The 20,585-nt window shown below is 71.1% G+C and carries 21 protein-coding genes; 10 read left to right on the forward strand and 11 right to left on the reverse strand.

What is annotated here, in order from left to right:
• Positions 1-77: 77 nt before the first annotated feature.
• Positions 78-3,593 carry an OmpL47-type beta-barrel domain-containing protein gene (locus ACFVTR_RS07370; RefSeq protein ID WP_387036058.1) on the forward strand — a complete coding sequence of 1,172 codons (3,516 nt, stop codon included), beginning with the start codon at positions 78-80 and terminating at the stop codon, positions 3,591-3,593.
• Between the two features lie 78 nt (positions 3,594-3,671).
• On the opposite strand, the gene ACFVTR_RS07375 is transcribed toward ACFVTR_RS07370, so the two are convergent.
• The 3 genes from ACFVTR_RS07375 to ACFVTR_RS07385 all read right to left on the reverse strand — a co-directional run bounded on the left by ACFVTR_RS07375 (position 3,672) and on the right by ACFVTR_RS07385 (position 6,288).
• The gene (locus tag ACFVTR_RS07375) at positions 3,672-4,364 is read right to left on the reverse strand and encodes an LGFP repeat-containing protein (protein ID WP_387036061.1); all 693 of its coding nucleotides are present in this window, start codon (positions 4,362-4,364) and stop codon (positions 3,672-3,674) included.
• A gap of 205 nt (positions 4,365-4,569) precedes the next feature.
• Positions 4,570-5,322: a DUF1353 domain-containing protein gene (locus ACFVTR_RS07380; RefSeq protein ID WP_387036062.1), complete on the reverse strand. Its 753-nt coding sequence runs from the start codon at positions 5,320-5,322 to the stop codon at positions 4,570-4,572.
• A 45-nt stretch (positions 5,323-5,367) separates the two neighbouring features.
• Positions 5,368-6,288, reverse strand: a complete 921-nt coding sequence (locus ACFVTR_RS07385; RefSeq protein ID WP_387036064.1) for an AEC family transporter — start codon at positions 6,286-6,288, stop codon at positions 5,368-5,370.
• 111 nt (positions 6,289-6,399) lie between these two features.
• On the opposite strand from ACFVTR_RS07385, the gene ACFVTR_RS07390 reads away from it, so the two are divergent.
• From ACFVTR_RS07390 to ACFVTR_RS07400, 3 genes are all read left to right on the forward strand, one after another.
• The gene (locus tag ACFVTR_RS07390) at positions 6,400-8,868 is read left to right on the forward strand and encodes a phosphoketolase (RefSeq protein ID WP_387036066.1); all 2,469 of its coding nucleotides are present in this window, start codon (positions 6,400-6,402) and stop codon (positions 8,866-8,868) included.
• 96 nt (positions 8,869-8,964) lie between these two features.
• A complete protein-coding gene (locus ACFVTR_RS07395; RefSeq protein WP_387036068.1) occupies positions 8,965-10,224 on the forward strand; it encodes an MFS transporter in 1,260 nt (419 codons plus the stop codon).
• Between the two features lie 48 nt (positions 10,225-10,272).
• On the forward strand, positions 10,273-10,896 hold the full coding sequence (locus ACFVTR_RS07400; RefSeq protein ID WP_387036069.1) for a GyrI-like domain-containing protein: 624 nt from the start codon (positions 10,273-10,275) through the stop codon (positions 10,894-10,896).
• Between the two features lie 42 nt (positions 10,897-10,938).
• On the opposite strand, the gene ACFVTR_RS07405 is transcribed toward ACFVTR_RS07400, so the two are convergent.
• The 3 genes from ACFVTR_RS07405 to ACFVTR_RS07415 all read right to left on the reverse strand — a co-directional run bounded on the left by ACFVTR_RS07405 (position 10,939) and on the right by ACFVTR_RS07415 (position 12,377).
• Complete coding sequence (locus tag ACFVTR_RS07405; RefSeq protein WP_387036071.1) at positions 10,939-11,379, reverse strand: VOC family protein; 441 nt, start codon at positions 11,377-11,379, stop codon at positions 10,939-10,941.
• Positions 11,380-11,481: 102 nt separating this feature from the next.
• Positions 11,482-11,952, reverse strand: a complete 471-nt coding sequence (locus ACFVTR_RS07410) for an SRPBCC family protein (RefSeq protein ID WP_387036072.1) — start codon at positions 11,950-11,952, stop codon at positions 11,482-11,484.
• Positions 11,949-12,377: an ArsR/SmtB family transcription factor gene (locus ACFVTR_RS07415; RefSeq protein WP_387036074.1), complete on the reverse strand. Its 429-nt coding sequence runs from the start codon at positions 12,375-12,377 to the stop codon at positions 11,949-11,951. The genes ACFVTR_RS07410 and ACFVTR_RS07415 overlap by 4 nt, the downstream gene beginning before the upstream one ends.
• A 224-nt stretch (positions 12,378-12,601) precedes the next feature.
• On the opposite strand from ACFVTR_RS07415, the gene ACFVTR_RS07420 reads away from it, so the two are divergent.
• Positions 12,602-13,027, forward strand: a complete 426-nt coding sequence (locus ACFVTR_RS07420; RefSeq protein WP_387036076.1) for a VOC family protein — start codon at positions 12,602-12,604, stop codon at positions 13,025-13,027.
• A gap of 72 nt (positions 13,028-13,099) precedes the next feature.
• On the opposite strand, the gene ACFVTR_RS07425 is transcribed toward ACFVTR_RS07420, so the two are convergent.
• Positions 13,100-13,552, reverse strand: a complete 453-nt coding sequence (locus ACFVTR_RS07425) for a MarR family winged helix-turn-helix transcriptional regulator (protein ID WP_376943868.1) — start codon at positions 13,550-13,552, stop codon at positions 13,100-13,102.
• A 118-nt stretch (positions 13,553-13,670) separates the two neighbouring features.
• On the opposite strand from ACFVTR_RS07425, the gene ACFVTR_RS07430 reads away from it, so the two are divergent.
• Both ACFVTR_RS07430 and ACFVTR_RS07435 read left to right on the forward strand, forming a co-directional pair.
• Positions 13,671-14,882, forward strand: a complete 1,212-nt coding sequence (locus ACFVTR_RS07430) for an MFS transporter (RefSeq protein WP_387036078.1) — start codon at positions 13,671-13,673, stop codon at positions 14,880-14,882.
• A gap of 56 nt (positions 14,883-14,938) precedes the next feature.
• The gene (locus ACFVTR_RS07435; RefSeq protein WP_387036080.1) at positions 14,939-15,775 is read left to right on the forward strand and encodes an aldo/keto reductase; all 837 of its coding nucleotides are present in this window, start codon (positions 14,939-14,941) and stop codon (positions 15,773-15,775) included.
• A 75-nt stretch (positions 15,776-15,850) separates the two neighbouring features.
• Here the strand turns inward: ACFVTR_RS07435 and ACFVTR_RS07440 are convergent, their stop codons facing one another.
• The 3 genes from ACFVTR_RS07440 to ACFVTR_RS07450 form a co-directional block, all read right to left on the reverse strand.
• Positions 15,851-16,195 carry a zf-TFIIB domain-containing protein gene (locus ACFVTR_RS07440; RefSeq protein ID WP_387036082.1) on the reverse strand — a complete coding sequence of 115 codons (345 nt, stop codon included), beginning with the start codon at positions 16,193-16,195 and terminating at the stop codon, positions 15,851-15,853.
• A gap of 175 nt (positions 16,196-16,370) precedes the next feature.
• Positions 16,371-16,577 (reverse strand): cold-shock protein, encoded by a 207-nt coding sequence (locus ACFVTR_RS07445; protein ID WP_159602901.1) that lies wholly within the window; start codon positions 16,575-16,577, stop codon positions 16,371-16,373.
• A gap of 228 nt (positions 16,578-16,805) precedes the next feature.
• Positions 16,806-17,009 (reverse strand): cold-shock protein, encoded by a 204-nt coding sequence (locus ACFVTR_RS07450; protein WP_022888560.1) that lies wholly within the window; start codon positions 17,007-17,009, stop codon positions 16,806-16,808.
• A 340-nt stretch (positions 17,010-17,349) separates the two neighbouring features.
• On the opposite strand from ACFVTR_RS07450, the gene ACFVTR_RS07455 reads away from it, so the two are divergent.
• From ACFVTR_RS07455 to ACFVTR_RS07465, 3 genes are all read left to right on the forward strand, one after another.
• A complete protein-coding gene (locus ACFVTR_RS07455; RefSeq protein ID WP_387036084.1) occupies positions 17,350-17,898 on the forward strand; it encodes a VanZ family protein in 549 nt (182 codons plus the stop codon).
• Between the two features lie 50 nt (positions 17,899-17,948).
• Positions 17,949-18,392 carry a DUF2510 domain-containing protein gene (locus ACFVTR_RS07460; protein ID WP_387036085.1) on the forward strand — a complete coding sequence of 148 codons (444 nt, stop codon included), beginning with the start codon at positions 17,949-17,951 and terminating at the stop codon, positions 18,390-18,392.
• 100 nt (positions 18,393-18,492) lie between these two features.
• Complete coding sequence (locus tag ACFVTR_RS07465) at positions 18,493-19,605, forward strand: YbdK family carboxylate-amine ligase (protein ID WP_387036088.1); 1,113 nt, start codon at positions 18,493-18,495, stop codon at positions 19,603-19,605.
• A 75-nt stretch (positions 19,606-19,680) separates the two neighbouring features.
• Here ACFVTR_RS07465 and ACFVTR_RS07470 read toward each other — a convergent pair whose 3' ends face one another.
• A complete protein-coding gene (locus ACFVTR_RS07470) occupies positions 19,681-20,565 on the reverse strand; it encodes a MurR/RpiR family transcriptional regulator (protein WP_387036089.1) in 885 nt (294 codons plus the stop codon).
• Between the last annotated feature and the right edge of the window lie 20 nt (positions 20,566-20,585).

Raw genomic sequence — 20,585 nt, forward strand, 5'->3', positions numbered from 1 at the left:
CTAGCGTGGGCGCGATAGATCGGATGTTTCTGCCGATTCTCGGCGCTCGACACCACGACGAACAAGGGAGTTCACCCGTGTCAGACCAGATCGACTCATCGTTCACGCGGCAGCGGCCACGCCATCTCCTCGGCGCGGTCGCGATGGCCGGGCTCGCCGCTCTCGCCCTCTCGACCCTGACAGCCCTTCCCGCGCACGCGGCGGAGCCCGTCACCGTCCACGTCGCGCCCGACGGCGACGACGCCGCGTCCGGCGACTCGGTGGAGTCGTCGGTGAAGTCGCTCGCCCGTGCGCAGGAGCTCGTCCGCGACGCCCTCCCCGCCGGCGCGCCGATCACGGTGCTGCTCGCCGAGGGCGAGTACTCCCTCGACGACACGCTCGCGCTCACGAACGCCGACTCGGGCGATGCGGCCGCCCCGGTGCGCTGGGTCGGCGCCGGCGACGGGGCCACCCTGAACGGCGGGCGCACGCTCAGCGGCGAGTGGACGCCGACCGGGGCCGACTCGAGCATCATGGTGACGGACGTCCCGGCCGGCATCGACTTCGACGAGCTGTTCGTCGACGACGCCCGCCAGGTGATGGCGCGATACCCGAACTGGGACGACAGCGCCAAGCGCCTCGAGGGCACGACCACCATGGCGACGCTGAACTCCCGGTCGTCGAGCTGGTCGAAGCCGACGACCGGCTATGTCCGGGCGATGCACTGCCACGACTGGGGCAGCGTGTCGTTCACGATCGAGGGACGCAGTGCCGACACCCTGCAGCTCGAGTTCGTCGGCGACAACAACCGCCCGCAGGACTGCGGCTCCGGCCTGCCGATGAACAGCGGCGCCGTCATGGTCGAGAACATCCGCGAGGAGCTCGATGCCGCGAACGAGTGGTTCCTCGACCGCGACACGAACAAGCTCTACCTGAAGCCCGCTGCGGGCGTCGACCTCGCCTCGGCGACCGTCGAGGTGGGTGAGCTCGACGAGCTCGTGACCCTCACCGGCACCTCGCCGAGCGACCCGATCCACGACATCGAGTTCGAGAACCTCGCCTTCGAGCGCACCCATCGGACCCTCTTCGACAACACCTTCGAGAGCCTCTCGCGCGGTGACTGGTCCGTCGTGCGCAAGGGCGCGGCGACCGTCAAGAACAGCCGGAGCGTCTCGTTCACGGGCACCTCCTTCACCGATCTCGGCGGCAACGCCATCTTCCTCGACGGCTACAACAGCGGCACGGAGATCACCGCGAGCCGGTTCGAGAACAACGGCGCCACCGATGTGCATGTCGTCGGGTCGCCTTCCGCGGTGCGCGACTACGCCGGCAACTACTTCACGACGCCCCGCATCACCGACCTCGCCGCGGGGCCGAAGACCGAGGACTACCCGCGCGACGTGCTCATCGAGGGCAACGTCATGCGCAACAACGGGCGATACGAGAAGCAGACGTCGTCGGTCAACATCTCGATGGCGCTCGATGTCACCGTTCGCGGCAACTCGCTCTCCGACAGCCCGCGCGCCTGCCTGAACTTCTCCGACACGACCTGGGGCGGGCACCTCGTCCAGGACAACGACATCTTCGACTGCGTCCGCGAGACGGGCGACAACGGCTCGATCAACGCCTGGGGTCGCAGTCGGTTCTGGAAGACCGGAGCAGCGAACAACGCCTTCGCGAGCCTCGCCGACGGCGTCGAGTTCATGGGCAACACCGGCGGCGCGCTGACCGCCGAGCAGGCCAGGGAGATGATGAAGCTCGACACCATCGAGCCGATCACGATCGACCACAACCGCTTCTGGCACGACGGAGACTGGGCCATCGACCTCGACGACGGCTCGTCGAACTTCGTCATGACGAACAACGTTCTGCTGAAGGGCGGCGTGAAGCTGCGCGACGGATTCGACCGCACGCTCCGCAACAACCTGATCCTCGACGGGTCGACGTACGAGCAGGTCAGCTACATGCCCGGCGGCGACGAGATCGACCGCAACATCACCCTCGGGCGCGTCCCCTACGACAACGTGCTCAACGACCCGACCCGCGCCCAGTACGCGATCGGGAAGAACCTGTTCTGGAACGCCGGCGCCGCGATCGACATCCGGCCGCGCGGGGGCGTCGCCGAGAAGCTCTCCGTCGACGGCACGACGCTCAACACGGCGACGAGCTGGTACGCGGCCGGGCTCGACCGCGACTCCGTCGTCGGCAACCCGCTGTTCACGAGCACCGATCCGGCGGGCGAGTACGACTTCACCGTCGGCGGTTCATCGCCCGCGCTGGCCCTCGGCTACGAGAACATCCCGATGACCGGTTTCGGCGCACCCGGAGGCGCACTCCCGCCCGCGGCGGTGCTGCCGACCGGCACGACCGGCCCCGACCCCGTCGAGCTCGCCCGCCGCAAGTACGTCGAGCGGCTCTGGGGCGGCAGCATCGCGAACATCACCACGACCGCCGAGCAGTCGTCGTATGCGATCAGCGACTTCAAGGGCGTGAAGTTCGTCGCAGTGCCGGACGGCAGCATCGCGGCGGCCGCGGGTCTGCGCACCGACGACCTGGTGCGCACGATCAACGGCACTGCGATCACCGAGCAGCGCAACTCGTTCTGGCAGGCGTACAACGCTCTGCCGGCCGGCGAGGCGATCACGCTCGGCGTCCGCCGGGCCTCGACCGACGTCACCATTGCGCTCACGAAGCCGAGTGAGCCAGAGCTGCTCAACAACACCGCGGGCGTCGTCTATCGCACGGCCGCTTCGCCCACGCGTGAGACGTGGCTCTGGCGCGACGCTGCTCGTGGCGGAGGCGGCGCCTGGCTCGACGACATCGACGCGACGCAGAACCTCGGCGACTCGTGGGAGCTGACCTTCCACGGCACCGGCGTCGACGTGATCTCGCAGATCAACAGCGACCTCGGCGATGTCGACATCAGCATCGACGGCGAATTCCTGAAGACACAGTCGTTCTCGAGCCCCACACGGCTGCACCAGCAGACGGTGCTCTCGATCGACGATCTCGAGCCCGGCGTGCACACGATCACGGGCACGATGAAGTCAGGCAGCTACATGATCGTCGACGCGTTCCGCACCCACCCGCTCGTCCCCGACGTCGAGGCGCCGACCGTCGCCCTCGCGACGTCGCCCGAGGTGCCCGAGGGCGGCTGGTTCACGGGCGCCGTCTCGGTCACGGCGACCGCGAGCGACGAGGTCGACGAGGCGCCCGCGATCGAGATCTCGACCGGTTCGGGCTGGCAGCCGTACACGTCACCGTTGGAGATCGCCGCCGACGGCGAGACCGCGGTGACGGCACGGGCGACCGACGCCGCGGGCAACGTCTCGGAGGTGGTGACGCTCACCGTGCGCCGCGACACCGTCGATCCCGTCACGACCGCCCGCGTCGACACGAAGAAGCGCATCGTCACGCTCACCGCGACGGATGCGACGTCGGGTGTCGGACGAATCGAGTACCGCATCGCGGACGGCGCCTATCAGGTCTACTCGGGGCCGATCCAGGCGGCGAAGAGTGCGACGACCATCGCGTACCGGACGGTCGATGCCGCCGGCAACGCCGAGGCGGAGCGCACGCTCGAACTCGAGCGGAAGGCGGGCCCGAAGGGCTGATCGGCACGAGATCACGGCCGGTGCCTCGTGCGAGTTCGAGGCACCGGCCGCACTCTCGCGTCACCAAGCCGGGCTGAGTCAGTCCTGCGGCGCGAACCCCGGCGTCAGCCGGCCGAGCAGACGCTCGCTCGCGGGATCGAGGGCGCTCGTCGCGTCGCTCGCACCGGCGCGGTGGGCGGATGCCTCGGAGCCCGAGATCTCGACGAGCGGCCCGTCGGCCGACGACCAGGCGATGCGGCCGTGCTCGAAGCGGGCCGAGAGCACCCCCTCGTCGCCGAGCTCCGTGTCGCCGACCGGCAGGCCGAGCGCCCCGCGCTCCCACCCGAGCAGCGCCCAGATGTCGCGCACCATGCCCCGCACCACGCGGGCGCCGTGCTCGGGGCTCCAGTAGATCGAGCCGCCTTCGAAGTGGGCGTGCCCGCCGGGCCGGGTCGATCCGTCGGGCCATGCGACCGGTGCCGAGTCGGTGATCGGGAACCCCAGGATCGACGTCTCCGCGCCGTGGGCCTCCCAGCATTCGGCGACGGGTCCGTGCACCTCGTGCGCACCGGTGCGGCTCGACCAGCACACGGCCCCGCCGTCGAAGCGGCGCAGGTACTGCTGGCCTTCGCCGAGTCGTTCGTGCCGTCCCCGGGGTTCGCCGAGCCAGCCGTGCTCGGTGCGCTTCGCGCCGATCGCGGCGGCGGCGACGAGGAACAGGTCGGCCGGCCGAGACTCGTCGTCGCTCGGGACCCGCTCGGCCCGGACGGGCGCCGTCATCCATTCGGCCATCGCCGATCCTCTCGTTCGCTCGGGCATCGTGCGCGAACCGGGATCGTGCCCGGTGGAACAGGGAAGCCGGCCGCACCTCGTGTTCGGGTACGAGGTGCTGGCCGGCCTGGGATCACCGAGGTTCCGTGCTGACAGTTCCCCCTGCGGTGCACGGGCGGCGATCGCTCACAACGGTATTGGGCGAGTGGCCGCCCGAGGATCAGGGTTAACCCTGATCTTCGCCGCGACGGCGTCGGTCGAAGCCCACCGTCGGCCGCCACACCTCGCCCGGCCGGCCGCCGGTGACGAGTTCGACCGCCGCCTCGACGAGCCGGAACGGCACGAGGGCGGCGAGCTGCACGAGCACGAGCGGCCCGAGAAGCGCGAGCGAGAAGGTGAGGGTCGCGACGAGCGGCGCGAGCCGCCCGCGCACGAGCGAGGCCAGCCCCACGAGGGGCCAGGCGACGAGCCAGATCGGATTCGCGAACGCCGCGATCAGGGTGCCCACGAGCACGAGCGCCCCGATCGCCGACTGGAAGATCACGAGCCATCCCGGAACGCCGCCGAACTCGCGCTCGCGATCGGCCGACACCCACGCCCACATCAGCCGCGCACGCAGGCGCGGGACGCCCTGCTCACGCAGCGCCGTGCGGAACACGCGGTCGTCCTCGCGCCGCTGCACGAGCGCCGCCCGGCGATCGCCGAGCGCGGCCGCCTCGCGGGATCTCGCGTCGTGCAGCACGGCTGGGGCCGACTGCCGCCCGTAGCTCGCGATGAGCCCCCAGAGCGGCGTCGGCACCGAGGCGAGGTCGGTCGGGGCGGCGGATGCCTCGCCGCGAGCGGGAACCCGGTAGCGGCGGCCCGTCTCGGGGTCGAGGTAGACGATCGCCGCGGTGAGCTCGAAGCTCGGGGCATCCGCCGGTCGCTGCGCGAGGCCGAGCTCGGCGAGGCGATCGCCGTCGTCGGCGTGGAACGGCATGCGACCTCCTCGGCTCGCGACCCATCATGCCGCGTGCTGCCGACGTCAGCCGAGCAGCAACGCCAGCCCGAGCAGAACCGGCAGGCAGCCGACGGTCGTGAGGAACACGGTGTCGCGCGCCACGATCTCGGCGGTGTCGTAGCGCTGCGCGAAGTTGAAGACGTTCTGCGCCGTGGGCAGCGCCGCGAGCACGGTGACCGCGTACAGCGCCGTGTCGTCGAGCCCGAACACGAAGCGGCCGAGCAGCCACGCGACCGCGGGCATCGCGATGAGCTTCAGCGTCGAGGCCAGCAGGACCTCGCGGCGACCGCTGCCGGCGGCGAGCATCCGCTGGCCGTTCAGTGAGAGGCCGAAGGCGATGAGCATGAGGGGCACGGCGGCGTGGCCGAGCAGCTCGACCGGTTCGAGCACGATCGGCGGCAGCTCGACGCCCGACACCGCGACCGCGACCCCGGCGAGCGAACCGATGATGATCGGGTTGGTGAAGGTGCCGCGGACGATCTGCCGGGCCGAGGTCCTCCCCTCGACCCGGGCGCCCAGGATCGCGAGCGCGACCGGCGCGAAGAGCAGCAGCTGCAACAGCACGATCGGCGCCGAGTAGGCCGCGTCGCCGAGCATGTACACCGCGATCGGGATGCCGAAGTTGTTGCCGTTCACGTAGCCGGATGCGAGCGAACCGATCACGGTGCGGGCGAGGTCTCGCCGCCAGAGGAGCATCGCGACCAGTCCGAACACGAGCATCATCGTGACGGCGGCGAGGGCGGACACCGGCAGCAGCACGGAGAAGAGGGCTCCGACGTCGGCGGTCGCGAGCACCGAGAAGAGCAGGAACGGCGCGAGCACGTTGAAGGTCAGCCGCGCGAGGATGGGGCGGGCCTCGGGCCCGAGGACCCCGGTGCGCCCGGCCAGCCAGCCCGCGAACACGGCGAGCGCGATCACCGCGAATCCCGTGAGCACCGATCCCATCGCCCTCGAGCCTAGCCGTGCCATGACGGCGCGCCCCGGGGCCGAGGCTGGCCAGGCGTCGTGGGCCCGACCTAGGCTCGGGGTGGCGGACGATCGAACGGGGTGGGGACGATGGCCGGAGCTGACGAACGAACAGTGCGAGGGGCGGGCGACGAGCACGAGGCATCCGATCGCGGGGCTCGCGGCACGGTGCCGATCGAACTCGTGGACCGGTGGTGGCGGGCCGCGAACTACCTGAGCGTCGGGCAGATCTACCTGATGCGCAACCCGCTGCTCGACGAGCCGCTCGCCCGCGACGACATCAAGCCGCGGCTGCTCGGGCACTGGGGCACCTCGCCCGGGCTCAACCTCGTCTACGCGCACCTCAACCGGGCGATCGTCGAGCGCGGCACCCCGACGCTCTACGTGTGCGGCCCCGGCCACGGCGGGCCCGCGATGGTCGCGAACACCTGGCTCGACGGCACCTACTCCGAGCTCTTCCCGGAGGTCACGGCCGACCGCGAGGGCATGGCGCGGCTGTTCCGGCAGTTCTCGTTCCCGGGCGGCATCCCGTCGCACGCGGCGCCCGAGACGCCCGGCTCGATCAACGAGGGCGGCGAGCTCGGCTACTCGCTCATGCACGCCTACGGTGCCGCGCTCGACAACCCGGGGCTCGTCGTCGCGTGCGTGATCGGCGACGGCGAGGCCGAGACCGGCCCGCTCGCCGCGAGCTGGCGCGGCCACGCCTTCCTCGACCCCGAGACCGACGGGGCCGTGCTGCCGATCCTGCATCTCAACGGCTACAAGATCGCGAACCCGACGCTGCTCGCCCGCATCCCCGAGTCGGAGCTCGTCGACTTCCTGCGCGGCAACGGCTACGAGCCGCTGCTCGTGACGGGCGGCTTCGACGGCGAGGACCCGATGGCCGTGCACGCGCGCATGGCCGACGCGATCGACGTCGCGTACGACCGCATCGCCGCGATCAGGGCGGATGCCGCGGCGGGGGCCTTCGCGGCGCGCGCGGCCCGGTGGCCCGCGATCGTGCTGCGCACCCCGAAGGGCTGGACGGGGCCGCGCGTCGTCGACGGCGTACAGGTCGAGGGCACGTTCCACGCGCACCAGGTGCCGCTCGCGGGCGTCCGCGAGAATCCCGAGCACCTCGCGATGCTCGACGATTGGCTGCGCTCGTACCGCGCCGAGGAGCTCTTCGACGATGGCGGGCGCCCGGTCGCGGAGCTCGACGCGCTGCGACCGTCGGGCGAGCTGCGGATGAGCGCGAGCCCGCACGCGAACGGCGGCATCGTGCGCCCGATCCAGCTGCCGCCGACCCGGCCGCACGCACTCGACGTGCCGGCCGACGAGCGCGGGCTCACCGGCGAGGCGACGCGCGTGTTCGGGGAGTGGCTCGCCGACGTCATGCGCGAGAACCCCGACACGTTCCGTCTGTTCGGGCCCGACGAGGTGCTGTCGAACCGGCTCGGCGCGGTGTTCGAGATGACCGATCGCGTCTGGGCCGAGGCGCTGCATCCGCTCGACGAGCACCTCGCGCGGCGCGGGCGGGTCGTCGAAGCGCTCAGCGAGCACCTCATGCAGGGCATGCTCGAGGGGTACCTGCTCACCGGGCGCCACGGGCTGATCACGAGCTACGAGGCGTTCGTCCACATCGTCGACTCGATGTTCAACCAGCACGCGAAGTGGCTCGAATCGGCCCGCGAGGTCCCGTGGCGCGAAGACGTCGCGAGCCTCACCTACCTGCTCTCGTCGCATGTGTGGCGCCAGGACCACAACGGCTTCTCCCACCAGGACCCGGGCTTCCTCAACGTCGTCGTCAACAAGCAGGCCGAGATCGTGCGGGTGTCGCTGCCGCCCGACGCGAACACCCTTCTCGCGACGATGCGGCACGCCTTCGGCACCCGCAACCGCATCAACGTCGTCGTCGCAGGAAAGCAGCCGCAGCAGCAGTGGCTCTCCCCCGACGAGGCCGACGCCCATGTCGCCGCAGGGCTCGGGGTGTGGGCCTGGGCGGGCGGCGAACCCGGGTTCGAGGCCGACGACCCCGCGGCATCCGCGCCCGACGTCGTGCTCGCCTGCGCGGGCGACGTGCCCACCGTCGAGGCGATCGCGGCGGCGCAGCTGCTGCGCGAGCGGCTGCCCGAGCTGCGCGTGCGTCTCGTGAACGTCGTCGACCTGATGCGACTGCAGGACCGGTCGCGGCACCCGCACGGGCTGACCGACGACGCGTTCGACGCGATCTTCACGACGTCGGCCCCGGTGGTCTTCGCCTTCCACGGCTACCCGTCGCTCATCCACCAGCTCACGTACCGCCGAACGAACCACGCGAACCTGCACGTGCGCGGCTTCGCGGAGCGCGGCACGACGACGACGCCGTTCGACATGCTGCTCCTCAACGACCTCGACCGGTACCGGCTCGCGCTCGACGTCCTCCACCGGGTGCCCGGCCTGGCGGAGCGCCCCGGGGTGGAAGCGCTCGCGGAGGAGTGGCGTGCCGCCCGCGTCTCGGCTCGCGCGTACGCCTACGAGCACGGCGAGGATCCCGCGTGGATCACCGACTGGCGGTTCGAGCTGCAGCGCGGCGGGTGACGGTCGCCGCGGGCGGGCGGGCGCTGCGGCAGGATGTCCCGCCTCGATGGCCGGATTCCGCCATCGGTAAGGATTCCTTACTGCTACGTTCGACGGATGCCGACCGTCTCCTCAGCCCGCTGGGCGCTCATGGCCCAGTTCGCCCTGTTCGGCCTCATCCAGGTCTCCTGGATGAGCAGGATGCCGTCGATCCGCGACGCCCTCGAGCTCACCTCGCTGCAGCTCGGCTCGCTGCTCATCATCGGCGGTCTCGGCTCGCTCATCGGCGCACTCACGGTCGGCGCGGTCATCGCGCGATTCGGCAGCCGCAACGTGCTCATCGCGGGCATCGTGGGCAACGTCGTCGGCTTCGGCCTGGATGCCACGGGGCTGCTCGGCTTCGGACTCGGGTTCTTCATCGCCGGCATGGCGGTCAACGGCGTGTGCGGCGCGCTCGTGAACGTGCCGATCAACATCAACGCGGCCGCCGTCGAGCAGCGCCTCGGCAAGGCCGTGCTGCCGCAGTTCCACGCGGCCTTCTCGATCGGCGCCGCGCTCGGCGCGCTCGTCGCGGCGGGCTTCGCGTTCGCCGGGGCCCACGTCGCGATGCAGATCCTCGTCGTCACCGCGGTCGTGACCCTGCTGCGCGCACTGCTCGTCGCGCCGGCGACGACGCTCACCCCGCAGGCACCGGTCACCACGGCCACAGGATCGGTCGACGCGCTCTCGACGCGCGAGCGCAACCGGAGCGCCGTGCGCTCGGCGCTGGGCGCATGGCTCGAACCCCGCACGCTGCTGCTCGGTGTGGTGCTGCTCGCCGCCTCGCTCGCAGAAGGGGCGGCGACCACCTGGATCTCGCTCGCGGTCGTCGACGGCTTCGCCGCAGCGGAGGCGACGGGCGCGATGGCGTACGGCACCTTCGTCGGGGCGATGACGGTGTTCCGATTCATCGGCACCGGGCTCATCGACCGGTTCGGGCGCGTCGCGGTGCTGCGCGCCTCAGGGCTCTCCTCGCTCGCCGGCCTCCTGCTCTTCGTCTTCGGCCCCGACCTCGCGGTGGCCTGGATCGGGCTCGTGCTCTGGGGGTGCGGCACCGCACTCGGCAACCCGATCGCGATCTCCGCGGCCTCCGACGACCCCGATCGTGCCGGCCAGCGCGTCTCGGTCGTGACCTCGTTCTCGACGATCTCGTCGCTCGCCGCCCCGCCGCTCTTCGGGCTGCTCGCCGACGAGGTCGGGGCGCGCTCGGCGCTGCTCGTGGTGGGCGCCGTCATCATCCTGAGCCTCGCCGTCGCCGGGCAGGCGCGGCGTCGGCCGACCCCCGGCGAGACGACGCCGGCGACGCCGACCTCGCCGACCGCCGTCGTCGACGCCTGACGCGCGCAGACGCCCGCGGGTGTCGGTGGCGCCCGGGAGGATGGCCGGATGGCGACGACGAAGTTCGATCCGAAACGTGAGATTCCGAGCTACACCGCCGCGCACGGCCGCTTCGACCTCGTCGAGGTGCCGCCGTTGCGCTACGCGATGGTCGACGGCGAGGGCGATCCCAACACGGTGCCCGAGTACGCCGCTGCGGTCGAGGCGCTCTACGCGGTCTCGTATGCGGCGAAGTTCCAGAGCAAGCGCGAGCTCGAGCTCGACTACGCCGTCGGCCCGCTCGAGGGACTGTGGAGCGCGGACGACCCGTCGACCTTCGTGACGCGCGAGAAGTCGGCCTGGAGCTGGACGATGATGATCTGGCAGCCCGACTGGCTGACGCCCGAGGTGCAGGAGGCCGCGATCGCCAAGGCGCTCGCGAAAGCACCGGCCGTCGCGCGGCTGCGATTCGAGACGCTCGACGAAGGGCTCTGCGTGCAGACCCTGCACCGCGGCGCCTACGACGACGAGGGCCCGACGCTCGCACGCCTGCACGACGAGTTCATGCCCGCCGAAGGCCTGCGCTTCAACGGACGGCACCACGAGGTCTACTTCGGCGACCCGCGGCGCTCGGCGCCTGAGAAGCTCCGGACGATCCTGCGGCAGCCGGTCGCCCGGGTCTCGGCGCGCTAGCGCGAGCGGGCCCGGCACTCTCCGCCGGGCCCGCTCGCCCGCTCAGTACTCCTGCTCGGCGCCGAAGCGCTGACGCGCCTCGACCGGGATGAGCGGGTGCTCGCCCCTGGCCTTGATCTGCTGCACCGACCAGGTGTTGCCGTCGGGGTCGGCGAAGCCGAAGAAGGTGCCGCCGTCGCGCGGGTCGATCACCTGGATCGGACTCGCGTCGACGCCGCGCTCGACGAGCTCGGCACGAGCAGCCTCGGCGTCGGCGACGACGAGCTGCACGCCCTTCAGCGAGCCGGGCGCCATCTCCTGCTGCGAGGGCAGCGAGCCGATCACGATCGAGCAGCCCGAACCGCGCGGGGTCAGCTGCGCGATCTCCAGGTGCTCGGTCACGGTGTGATGGTCGAGGTCGAACCCGACGCGATCGCGGTAGAACTCGATCGACCGCTCGATGTCGCTGACGGGCACGATGACCACTTCCAGGGTCCAGTCCATGATGCGCTCCGTTTCTTGTCGGTGCTTCGGTCTTCTTGTCGGTGCTTCGGTCGGTCCGGGTCGCCCACGAGCGGACGCAGGCGGCCCGGAGTGGTGGTGAGGTCAGCCGACGAGGCCGTCGAGCCGGGCGTAGCCCTCGGTCAGGCCGGTCTCCATGCCGCTCGCGACCATGCCGTCGCGGGCTTCGACCGTCGGGTAGACCGAGTGGATGCGCAGCTTCGACCGGCCGTCACCGAGGTCTTCGAAGGTCATCGACTCGATGGCCACCACGTCGGGGTAGCCCTCGAACTCGAAGGTCTGGATCGCGAGCTCGTTCTCGCGCACCGAGTGGAACGTGCCGTTGAACGCCCAGGCGTCGCCCTTCTCGTCGGTGTGCACGTAGCGGTAGCCGCCCTGCGAGACGAAGTCCCAGCGCTCGATGTCCATCTCGTAGCCGTTCGGCCCGAGCCACTGCTTGACGAGCGCGGGGTCGCGGTGCGCGTTGAACAGCGCCGCGACGGGGGCTGCGAACTCGCGCTCGATCTCGATGAAGGGAAGCCCCTCGGGGGCGGTGATGGTGACGGGGTTCGTCATTGTCCTGTCTCTTTCCTGTGCGGCGCGGCCGGCCGGCCGCGCTCGGAGAGGTCGCCGACCTGGTCGGCGGTGGATGCCGCGGCGTTCGCACCGCGGTCATCGGCGAGCAGTGCGTCCAGCGAGCGGAACTGCTGCTCGTGGATCAACCGGTAACGATCGATCCACGCGGTGAGGGCTTCGAGAGCCGCCGGGTCGAGGTGCACGGGGCGCCGCTGGGCGTCGCGCGTTCGCGTGACGAGCCCGGCGTGCTCGAGCACCTGGATGTGCTTGGAGACGGCCTGCTTGCTGATCTCGAACGGGTCGGCGAGCTCGTTGACGGTCGCCGGCCCCCGGCTGAGCCGGGCGATGATGCGTCGGCGGACCGGATCGGCGAGGGCCATGAATGCGCGATCGAGCCGGTCGTCCGAACTCGGGTCCACGATCATCGCTCCTCCTCAACCTGTTCATTGATCAACCATTTGGTTGATTACAGAGTACGACGATCGGATGCCACGGTCAAGACCCGCGTCGAGACCCGCGTCGAGACCCGCTCGGCCGCGAGGCATCCCGCCGCTTCAGGCCGTTGGAGCGGTTCGAATCGGGGCTTGCGGCGCGGCGCGCGGACGAGAATCATCAGCACTGTCCGCTCACTCGGCGAAGGGAATGCACCATGGCACGGCTCAACCCCTACATCAACCTCAAGGACAACGCGCGCGAGGCGCTCGAGTTCTATCACTCGGTGTTCGGCGGCGAGCTCACCGTCAGCACCTTCGGTGAATTCGGGCAGGCCGACGACCCCGCCGACGCCGACAAGGTCATGCACGGCCAGGTCGAGGGCGACGGCGGCATGTGGATCATGGTCGCCGACACGCCGAGCCACATGCCGCCCGCGCCGGAGACCAGCAACATCTCGGTGTCACTCTCGGGCGGCCACGACGACGATGCGAGGCTGCGCGGCTACTGGGAGAAGCTGCTGGCGTCGGGCTCCCAGATCGTGCCGCTCGAAGTCGCTCCGTGGGGCGACGCGTTCGGCATGTGCACCGACGCCTACGGCGTCACCTGGCTCGTCAACATCGCCGGCGAGGCGCAGGGCTGATCCCCGCCGCACCACGAACACGGAGCGCGCCCGGGCGAGATGCCCGGGCGCGCTCGGCGTTGCGCGGCGGATTCAGCCGGCGACGGGCGCCGCGACGTGCAGCGCGTCGACGACGGGCGCGAGCTCGGGCTGTGCGGCCGCCTCGGCGAGCACGCGCTCGAGCGTCTCATCGTGGATCGGGCGCGCCTGCTCGTAGAGCGCCAGCCCGGCCGGCGTGAGCTCGGTGTAGATGCCGCGCCGGTCGTCGGCGCAGAGGATGCGCGTGAGCAGCGCCCGGTCCTCGAGCCGATTGACGAGCCGGGTCGTCGCGCTCGGGCTGAGCGCCGTCGCGCGGGCGAGCTGCTGCATGCGCATGTGCCAGCCGTCCTGCCGGTTCAGCGCGTCGAGCACGGTGTACTCGACGACCGAGAGATCGACGGATGCCCCGAGCGCGCGCTCGAGCTCGGACTCGATCAGGCCGTGCAGTGCGGCGAGCGTGCGCCACCCCTGTGCGCGCACTTCGACGGCGTCGTCGGCGATCCCCATGCTGCCTCCTCGAAATTTAGTTGCTTGCGCTTTGTATTTGCGTGTGCAAGTATTAACGTCGCTTGCGCAATAGAACGCGCTTGCAACTAATTCCCTCCACTCTAGCAGGAGCTTCGCCATGCCACTCGGACTCATCGCACTCGCCATCGGCGGATTCGGCATCGGACTCACCGAGTTCGTCATCATGGGACTCCTTCCCGAGGTCGCGACCGACTTCGGCGTGAGCGAGGCCACCGCCGGCTGGCTGATCTCGGGCTACGCCCTCGCGGTGGTCGTCGGCGCACTCGGGCTCACGGCCGCCACCATCCGACTCCCCCGCAAGCCCGTGCTCATGGGCCTGCTCGTGCTGTTCATCGCCGGCAACGCCGTCTCGGCGCTCGCGCCGAGCTACGAGCTCATGATGACCGGCCGCGTCATCGCCGCGCTCTGCCACGGCGCCTTCTTCGGCATCGGCTCGGTGGTCGCAGCGAACCTCGTCGCCCCCGAGAAGGCCGCGGCCGCCATCGCGATCATGTTCACCGGGCTGACGGCCGCGAACGTGCTCGGCGTGCCCTTCGGCACCTTCATCGGCCAGCAGTTCGGCTGGCGCGCGACCTTCTGGGCGATCACCGCGATCGGCGTCGTGGCCCTGGCCGGCATCGCCGCACTCGTGCCGAGCCTGAAGGCCGCCGGCCCCGCGCCGAGCCTGCGCCGCGAGCTCGGCGCCTTCCGCTCGGGTCAGGTCTGGCTCTCGCTCGCCGTCACCGTGCTCGGCTTCGGCGGTATGTTCGGCGCCTTCACCTACATCGCCTTCACCCTCACCGAGGTCAGCGGCTTCGCCGCCACCGCCGTGCCGTGGCTGCTCGTGCTGTTCGGCGCCGGTCTCGTCGTCGGCAACTGGGCCGGCGGGCGCCTCGCCGATCGCTCGATCGACGGCACCCTCCTCGCCTTCATCGCCGCGCTCGTCGTCGTGCTCGCCCTCTTCGGATGGCTCGCCACCGGCCCGATCGCGACGGTGGTGCTGCTCGTGCTCATGGGCGCCTTCGGCTTCGGCACGGTGCCGGGCCTGCAGAGCCGGGTGATGCGTTTCGCAGCCGGAGCGCCGACGCTCGCCTCGGGCGCGAACATCGCGGCGTTCAACCTCGGCAATGCGCTCGGCGCCTGGGCGGGCGGCCTCACGATCGCCGCCGGCCTCGGTTTCACCTCGCCGATCTGGGTGGGCGCCGGGATCACGCTCGCCGCCCTCCTCGTGATGGCGGTCGCCGCCGCGACGGCGCGTCGCTCGCAGCGAGCGGATGCCTCCGCGCCGGCCTTCCCCGCGACCTCCCCGACCCCCGTCCCCGCCGCATGATCTCGGCGCAGCGCGCCGCCTCCACACCCCGCTCGATCGACCAGGAAAGCGAATCCATGACCACCACCACCATGCCCACCGTCACCCTCAACAACGGCGTGCAGATGCCGCAGCTCGGCTTCGGCGTCTTCCAGGTCCCCGACCCCGAGACGACCGCGGCGGTCGCCGCCGCCCTGGAAGCGGGCTACCGGAGCATCGACACCGCCGCGATCTACGGCAACGAGTCCGGCGTCGGCCGCGCCCTCGCCGAGTCGTGCATCGAGCGCGACGAACTGTTCGTCACGACGAAGGTCTGGAACTCGGAGCAGGGCTTCGACTCCACCCTCCGCGCGTTCGACGCAAGTCTCGGCAAGCTCGGGCTCGACCGTGTCGACCTCTACCTGATCCACTGGCCGACGCCCGAGCGCGACCGCTTCGTCGACACCTGGCGGGCGCTCGAGCGCCTGCTCGACGAGGGACGGGTGCGCGCCATCGGCGTCTCGAACTTCGAGCCGACCCACCTCGAGCGGCTCATCGCCGAGACCGGCACCGTGCCGGCCGTGAACCAGATCGAGCTGCACCCTGCACTGCAGAACCGCGCGACCGTCGCGGCGAACACCCGCCACGGCGTCGTCACCGAGGCGTGGAGCCCGCTCGCGCAGGGCGCCGTGCTCGGCGAGGCATCCGTCACGTCGATCGCCGCGCGCCTCGGCGTGACCCCTGCGCAGGTCGTGCTGCGGTGGCACCTGCAGCAGGGCCGCGTCGTGATCCCGAAGTCGGTGACGCCGGCGCGGATCGCCGCGAACCTCGACGTCTTCGGCTTCGAGCTCACCGACGCCGATCTCGCCGCGATCGACGCGCTCGAGCGAGACGGACGCACCGGCCCCCACCCGGCCGAGTTCAACGCCGCCTGAGCCGGCCGCACCGACGACGAATGCCGCGCCGGCCGCCCGAGTGGCGGCCGACGCGGCATTCGCGGGTTCGACGGTTCAGTCGAAGAGCTCGGAGAGCCAGCTCTCCTTCTTCTTCTTGCGGCCGTACCCGTTGTCGCCGTAGCCGCGGTTGTCGTACCCGCGATTGTCGTACCCGCGGTTGTCGTAGGGCTGCTGGTACGCCGGCTGACCGTAGGCCGGCTGCTGCGGCGGGGCGGGCGGTGCCTGCGGTGCGGCGGCGGGTGCGGCCTGCGCACCGCCGAACTCCCGGCCGGCCCGCTCGACGATCTTGTCGAGTTCGCCGCGGTCGAGCCAGACGCCGCGGCAGGTCGGGCAGTAGTCGATCTCGATGCCGCTGCGCTCGCTCATCACGAGCACGGTTCCGTCACTGGGGCATTGCATGGGGGCTCCTCCTTCGGGGCCGACCGCGGGCCGGGGTCGATGTGTTCCGATCGTAGGCATCGAAGCTTTGAAGACGCCCGGTGGCGCCGAACACACGAACGACGGATGCCCCGGCGCATCTCCCGGGAACGGGAGGGCGCCGAGGCATCCGTCGTCTGAAACGCGCTGGGAGAACTTAACCGATGACGGTGATGTTCTCTGCCTGCAGGCCCTTGGGGCCGCGGGCGGTCTCGAACTCGACCTTCTGGTTCTCCTCGAGCGAGCGGTAGCCGCCCGACGCGATCGCGCTGAAGTGCGCGAAGACATCGGCCGAGCCGTCGTCGGGAGCGATGAAGCCGAAGCCCTTGTCGGCGTTGAACCACTTGACGGTTCCGGTTGCCATATTCTTTTCCTTCTGTAGAGCCGAGCCGCCGGAGCGGCTGCGACGTGCACGACTTCCAAGTCGTGCGGGTTCCCAGCGACGATGTCCGTCGGCGGGAGCTCGCGTGCCGTTCGTGCAGATGACGACGGCTCGCGAGCCCCACACTAGACGGTGAAGCTGTGATACCGCCCGGATGCGCCGAACGCCGCCGCAGCACGAGGCTGCGACGGCGTTCGACTGCCTTTGGGCTTAGAGGCCGCGGATGTTCTCCGCCTGCAGGCCCTTCGGGCCCTGCGCGACGTCGAATTCGACCTTCTGGCCCTCTTCGAGCGAGCGGTAGCCGTTGCCCGAGATCGCGCTGAAGTGCGCGAAGACGTCGGCCGAGCCGTCGTCGGGAGCGATGAAGCCGAAGCCCTTTTCGGCGTTGAACCACTTGACGGTTCCAGTTGCCATACTGCTGTCCTTCTGTCCTTATGGGCCGCTGGTGCAAGCCCGATGCGATCGACGGTCGATCGCTGCCCCGCACGGCGGGTTGCCAGACGGAGCGGGGGCGAGGGGCGGGGTGCCATGCAGGCATCCGCCGTCTCGTATCGGGTCATGCCACGCGGATCGGTCCGCCTCCGGGCAATCGAATGGAGGCGCGGGCAAGCGCCCGCTTGATGGAGGAATCAGTGAAGATACACTATCGATTTCTTCGCCGCAGCACACCGGTCGCGACCGGATTGTGACGTTCGGATCGGACTCCCGGGGTGAATCCAGCCCGTTCGAAGGCTCGAAGGAGGAGAATCGGGCCATGGATCGCCGCCCCCTCGGTCTCGTCGCTGCCGCATATGCGGCGCTCGTGCTGTGGGCGACCGTCGGTCCGGCGCCCTGGACCACGACGGGCAACCAGGTCGACGGCGGCATCCTGAACCCCGACGCCTGGACCGCCCAGGTGACGTGGACCACCGGCTACCTGGCCGAGATCGCGTTCAACGTCGCACTGTTCGTTCCGGTGGGCGTGCTCGCCGCCCTCCTCCTCCCCCGGCGGGCCTGGCCGCTCGCCCTGCTCGCCGGCCTCGCGTTCACCACCGTGATCGAGCTCATCCAGGTGCCCGAGCCCGATCGCATCTCCGACCCCCGCGACCTCGTCATGAACACGGCCGGTGCGGTGCTCGGCGTGGTGCTCGTCCAGACCGCCCGCATGGTGCGCCGGGCCGGCGCCGTGGCCGCCTCCGAGGTCGTTCCGCCCACCGCGGCCCTCGGCGCCGAGGCGCTGCACGACCTCGGCGCCGAGGCGACCCCGCGCGACCACGAAGACCTGCTCGTCGCCATGGGGAGTTCTGCCGATCGCGCGGCCTGACGCGCGGCTCTACAGTGGGCGGATGACCTCTCCCGACGCCGCGGCCGCGTATGGCTGAGCGCTCGGCGGGCTGGTACGACGACGAGGCGGATGCCGCGTGGCTGCGCTACTGGGACGGCCGCGGCTGGACTCCGCACACGGCGTCCAAGGCGGGCGCGCCGTCACCCGCGACGCCGGGCGCGCCGATCTCCGAGCCGGCCCTCGTCGCCGCGTTCACACCGGCGCATGTCGGCGCACTCGCCGCGACCCCCGACGGCGCCGACGAACTGGCCCACCCCCTCATGCAGACCATGCGCCTCGTACCCGAGCACACGACCGTGCCGACTCCGCTCGGCGGCGCCGTGGCATCCCCGTCGCCGTTCACGACGAGACCGGTGCACTCGGGCGACCGCCTCCCGCGGGGGCGTGTGGCGCTGATCGTCGTGGCCGCCCTCGTGGCCGGGTCGCTCGTCGTCACCCTCGCGTCGAGCGTCGCGGTGCTGCTGCTCTTCTGACCCGGCGCCGCCCCGACGCTGCTCCGACGCCGCGATGCCGGCAAGCCCTTGACGCGCGCCGCCTCGCTGACGAGAGTGTGAGCATCAAGAGGGAGCCGCGATGACCACCTTCGGGGTGGAGGAGGAGTTCGTCTTCCTCGACCGTGAGACACTGCGCCCGGCCGACGTGGCCGACGGCGCCTTCGCGCACCTCGCCGCCGACCCCCGCTTGCGGCCCCTCGCCCACCGCGAGTTCCTCGCCGCGCAGGTCGAACACGCGTCGGCCGTCTTCACCGACATGACGGAGGCGCACGAGGCGCTCGTCGGATTCCGCCGCGGGGTCGCCGCCGAGGCGGAGCGATACGGCGTGATCGCCGCGAGCGTCGGCTGCCCGCCCGATGCGCTGCCGTTCCCGACGATCACCGACACCCCCCGCTACCAGCGCATCGCCGACGACATGGCGGGCGTGATCGCCGACCACCAGATCCAGGGGCTGCACGTGCACGTCGGGATCGACGATCGCGACGACGGCGTGCGTGCGCTGAACGCCATCCGCAACTGGTTGCCGCTGCTGTCTGCGCTCACCGGCAACTCCCCCGTCTGGCGCGGCCACGACACCGGCTACGAGAGCTGGCGCAACGTCGGGCAGCGCCGTTGGACGACGACGGGGTGCCCGCCGGAGTTCCGCGACGCGGCCGACTACGACCGGCGCCTCGAACGGCTCGTGGGCATCGGCGGGATGAAGGACCACGCGATCATCATGTGGGCGGCGCGGCTGTCGGACCACGTGCCCACCGTCGAGGTCAGGGTCGCCGACGCCCAGCTCGAGGCCTGGTCGGCCGTGCTGCACGCCGCCGTGTACCGGGCGCTCGTCGACAGCGTGATCGACGTCTCGCTCGGCGCCGCGGACGCGGTCGTGCCGAGCGCCGAGGCCGCCCCCGGCCCCGAGCTCCTCAACGCCGCGCTGCTGCACGCGGCCCACAGCGGGCTCGACGCACTCGTGCTCGACCCCGTGCTCGGCGAGCTCCGCCCCGCCGACGAGGTGCTCGATCGCGCGCAGTTGCTGCTCGCCCCCGCACTCGACGCGAGCGGCGACGCCGGACTCGTCGCGGCCGGCTTCGCGCGCCTGCGCGAGGAGGGCACGGGCGGGGCACGGCAGCGCGCGGCCTTCACGGCCGGCGGGATGCCTGCGCTGCGGGAGCTCTACACCTCGACGTTCACGGCCGAACGCTGAGCCGGCGCCGTACGCGCGACGGCTCGCGCGACGGTTCCCACGAGCGGCTCGGCGCGCGACTCGTACGGCCGGGCCTCAGGCCGGACGCCGCCGAGACGGGACCCGGTGGCTCGCGGTGACCTCGAAGGTGCGCTGCAGCGGGGTCGAGACCGAGTCGCCCAGGCGCTGCGCGAGCCGCACGAACAGGAAGTCGACGACGGCGAGCTGCGCGATCCTGCTCGACATCGCCCCCACCCGGTAGCTCGACTCGCGTGCGTGCGTCATCAGCACGAACTCGGCCAGCTCGGCGATCGGCGACTCGGGCGAGTTCGTCACGGCGACGGTCGTCGCCCCGCCCTCGCGGGCGACCTCGAGCGCGTGGTTCGTCTCGGCCGTGAGCCCCGAGTGCGAGATGCCGATCGCGACGTCCCCGGGCTTCCGCAGCGCCGCCGAGACGAGCGCGAGGTGCACGTCGACCGAGCAGAACGCCGAGATGCCGATGCGCGAGAGCTTCTGCTGCAGGTCCTGGGCGGTGAGCCCGCTCGAGCCGAACCCGTAGAGATCGACGTGCGCGCCCGCCACGATCGCATCGACGACCCCGTCGAGCACCGTCGTGTCGAGTCCGCCCACCGTCTGCTCGATGGCGAGCACCTCGTGGAAGGCGATCTTCGCCACGACGTCGGACGCCGTGTCGTCGGGGTCGATGTCGGCGTTCGCGAGGCCGAAGCGGTCGCGCTCCGCGGCCTCGCGGCTCACGGCACTCGCGACCTCCATGCGGAACTCGCGGTAGCCCGAGTACCCGAGCGTCTGGCAGAACCGGGCGACCGTCGACAGCGAGGTGCCGCAGACGCGCGCGAGGTCGGTGATGGTGAGGTCGACCACGAGCGTGGGGTCGGCGATGATCGCCTCGGCGACGCGCGCCTCGGACGAACTCAGGCGCGGCACCGCCTCGCGCACGGTCGAGAGCACGTTCGCCGACATCTCCAGCCTTCCGTTCCTTC

The sequence above is a fragment of the Agromyces sp. NPDC058126 genome (assembly GCF_042884595.1).
In the GTDB taxonomy this organism is placed as follows: Bacteria; Actinomycetota; Actinomycetes; order Actinomycetales; family Microbacteriaceae; genus Agromyces.

Bases quoted from the DNA above. Each gene is read 5' to 3' on its own strand.
- ACFVTR_RS07410 (WP_387036072.1), bottom strand. From the start codon at position 11,952: ATGACGAACCCCGTCACCATCACCGCCCCCGAGGGGCTTCCCTTCATC.
- ACFVTR_RS07460 (WP_387036085.1), top strand. From the start codon at position 17,949: ATGGCTGAGCGCTCGGCGGGCTGGTACGACGACGAGGCGGATGCCGCG.
- ACFVTR_RS07465 (WP_387036088.1), top strand. From the start codon at position 18,493: ATGACCACCTTCGGGGTGGAGGAGGAGTTCGTCTTCCTCGACCGTGAG.
- ACFVTR_RS07405 (WP_387036071.1), bottom strand. From the start codon at position 11,379: ATGGACTGGACCCTGGAAGTGGTCATCGTGCCCGTCAGCGACATCGAG.
- ACFVTR_RS07380 (WP_387036062.1), bottom strand. From the start codon at position 5,322: ATGCCGTTCCACGCCGACGACGGCGATCGCCTCGCCGAGCTCGGCCTC.
- ACFVTR_RS07400 (WP_387036069.1), top strand. From the start codon at position 10,273: ATGGCGACGACGAAGTTCGATCCGAAACGTGAGATTCCGAGCTACACC.
- ACFVTR_RS07385 (WP_387036064.1), bottom strand. From the start codon at position 6,288: ATGGGATCGGTGCTCACGGGATTCGCGGTGATCGCGCTCGCCGTGTTC.
- ACFVTR_RS07415 (WP_387036074.1), bottom strand. From the start codon at position 12,377: ATGATCGTGGACCCGAGTTCGGACGACCGGCTCGATCGCGCATTCATG.
- ACFVTR_RS07390 (WP_387036066.1), top strand. From the start codon at position 6,400: ATGGCCGGAGCTGACGAACGAACAGTGCGAGGGGCGGGCGACGAGCAC.
- ACFVTR_RS07420 (WP_387036076.1), top strand. From the start codon at position 12,602: ATGGCACGGCTCAACCCCTACATCAACCTCAAGGACAACGCGCGCGAG.
- ACFVTR_RS07450 (WP_022888560.1), bottom strand. From the start codon at position 17,009: ATGGCAACTGGAACCGTCAAGTGGTTCAACGCCGAAAAGGGCTTCGGC.
- ACFVTR_RS07440 (WP_387036082.1), bottom strand. From the start codon at position 16,195: ATGCAATGCCCCAGTGACGGAACCGTGCTCGTGATGAGCGAGCGCAGC.
- ACFVTR_RS07425 (WP_376943868.1), bottom strand. From the start codon at position 13,552: ATGGGGATCGCCGACGACGCCGTCGAAGTGCGCGCACAGGGGTGGCGC.
- ACFVTR_RS07395 (WP_387036068.1), top strand. From the start codon at position 8,965: ATGCCGACCGTCTCCTCAGCCCGCTGGGCGCTCATGGCCCAGTTCGCC.
- ACFVTR_RS07470 (WP_387036089.1), bottom strand. From the start codon at position 20,565: ATGTCGGCGAACGTGCTCTCGACCGTGCGCGAGGCGGTGCCGCGCCTG.
- ACFVTR_RS07435 (WP_387036080.1), top strand. From the start codon at position 14,939: ATGACCACCACCACCATGCCCACCGTCACCCTCAACAACGGCGTGCAG.
- ACFVTR_RS07445 (WP_159602901.1), bottom strand. From the start codon at position 16,577: ATGGCAACCGGAACCGTCAAGTGGTTCAACGCCGACAAGGGCTTCGGC.
- ACFVTR_RS07375 (WP_387036061.1), bottom strand. From the start codon at position 4,364: ATGGCCGAATGGATGACGGCGCCCGTCCGGGCCGAGCGGGTCCCGAGC.
- ACFVTR_RS07430 (WP_387036078.1), top strand. From the start codon at position 13,671: ATGCCACTCGGACTCATCGCACTCGCCATCGGCGGATTCGGCATCGGA.
- ACFVTR_RS07455 (WP_387036084.1), top strand. From the start codon at position 17,350: ATGGATCGCCGCCCCCTCGGTCTCGTCGCTGCCGCATATGCGGCGCTC.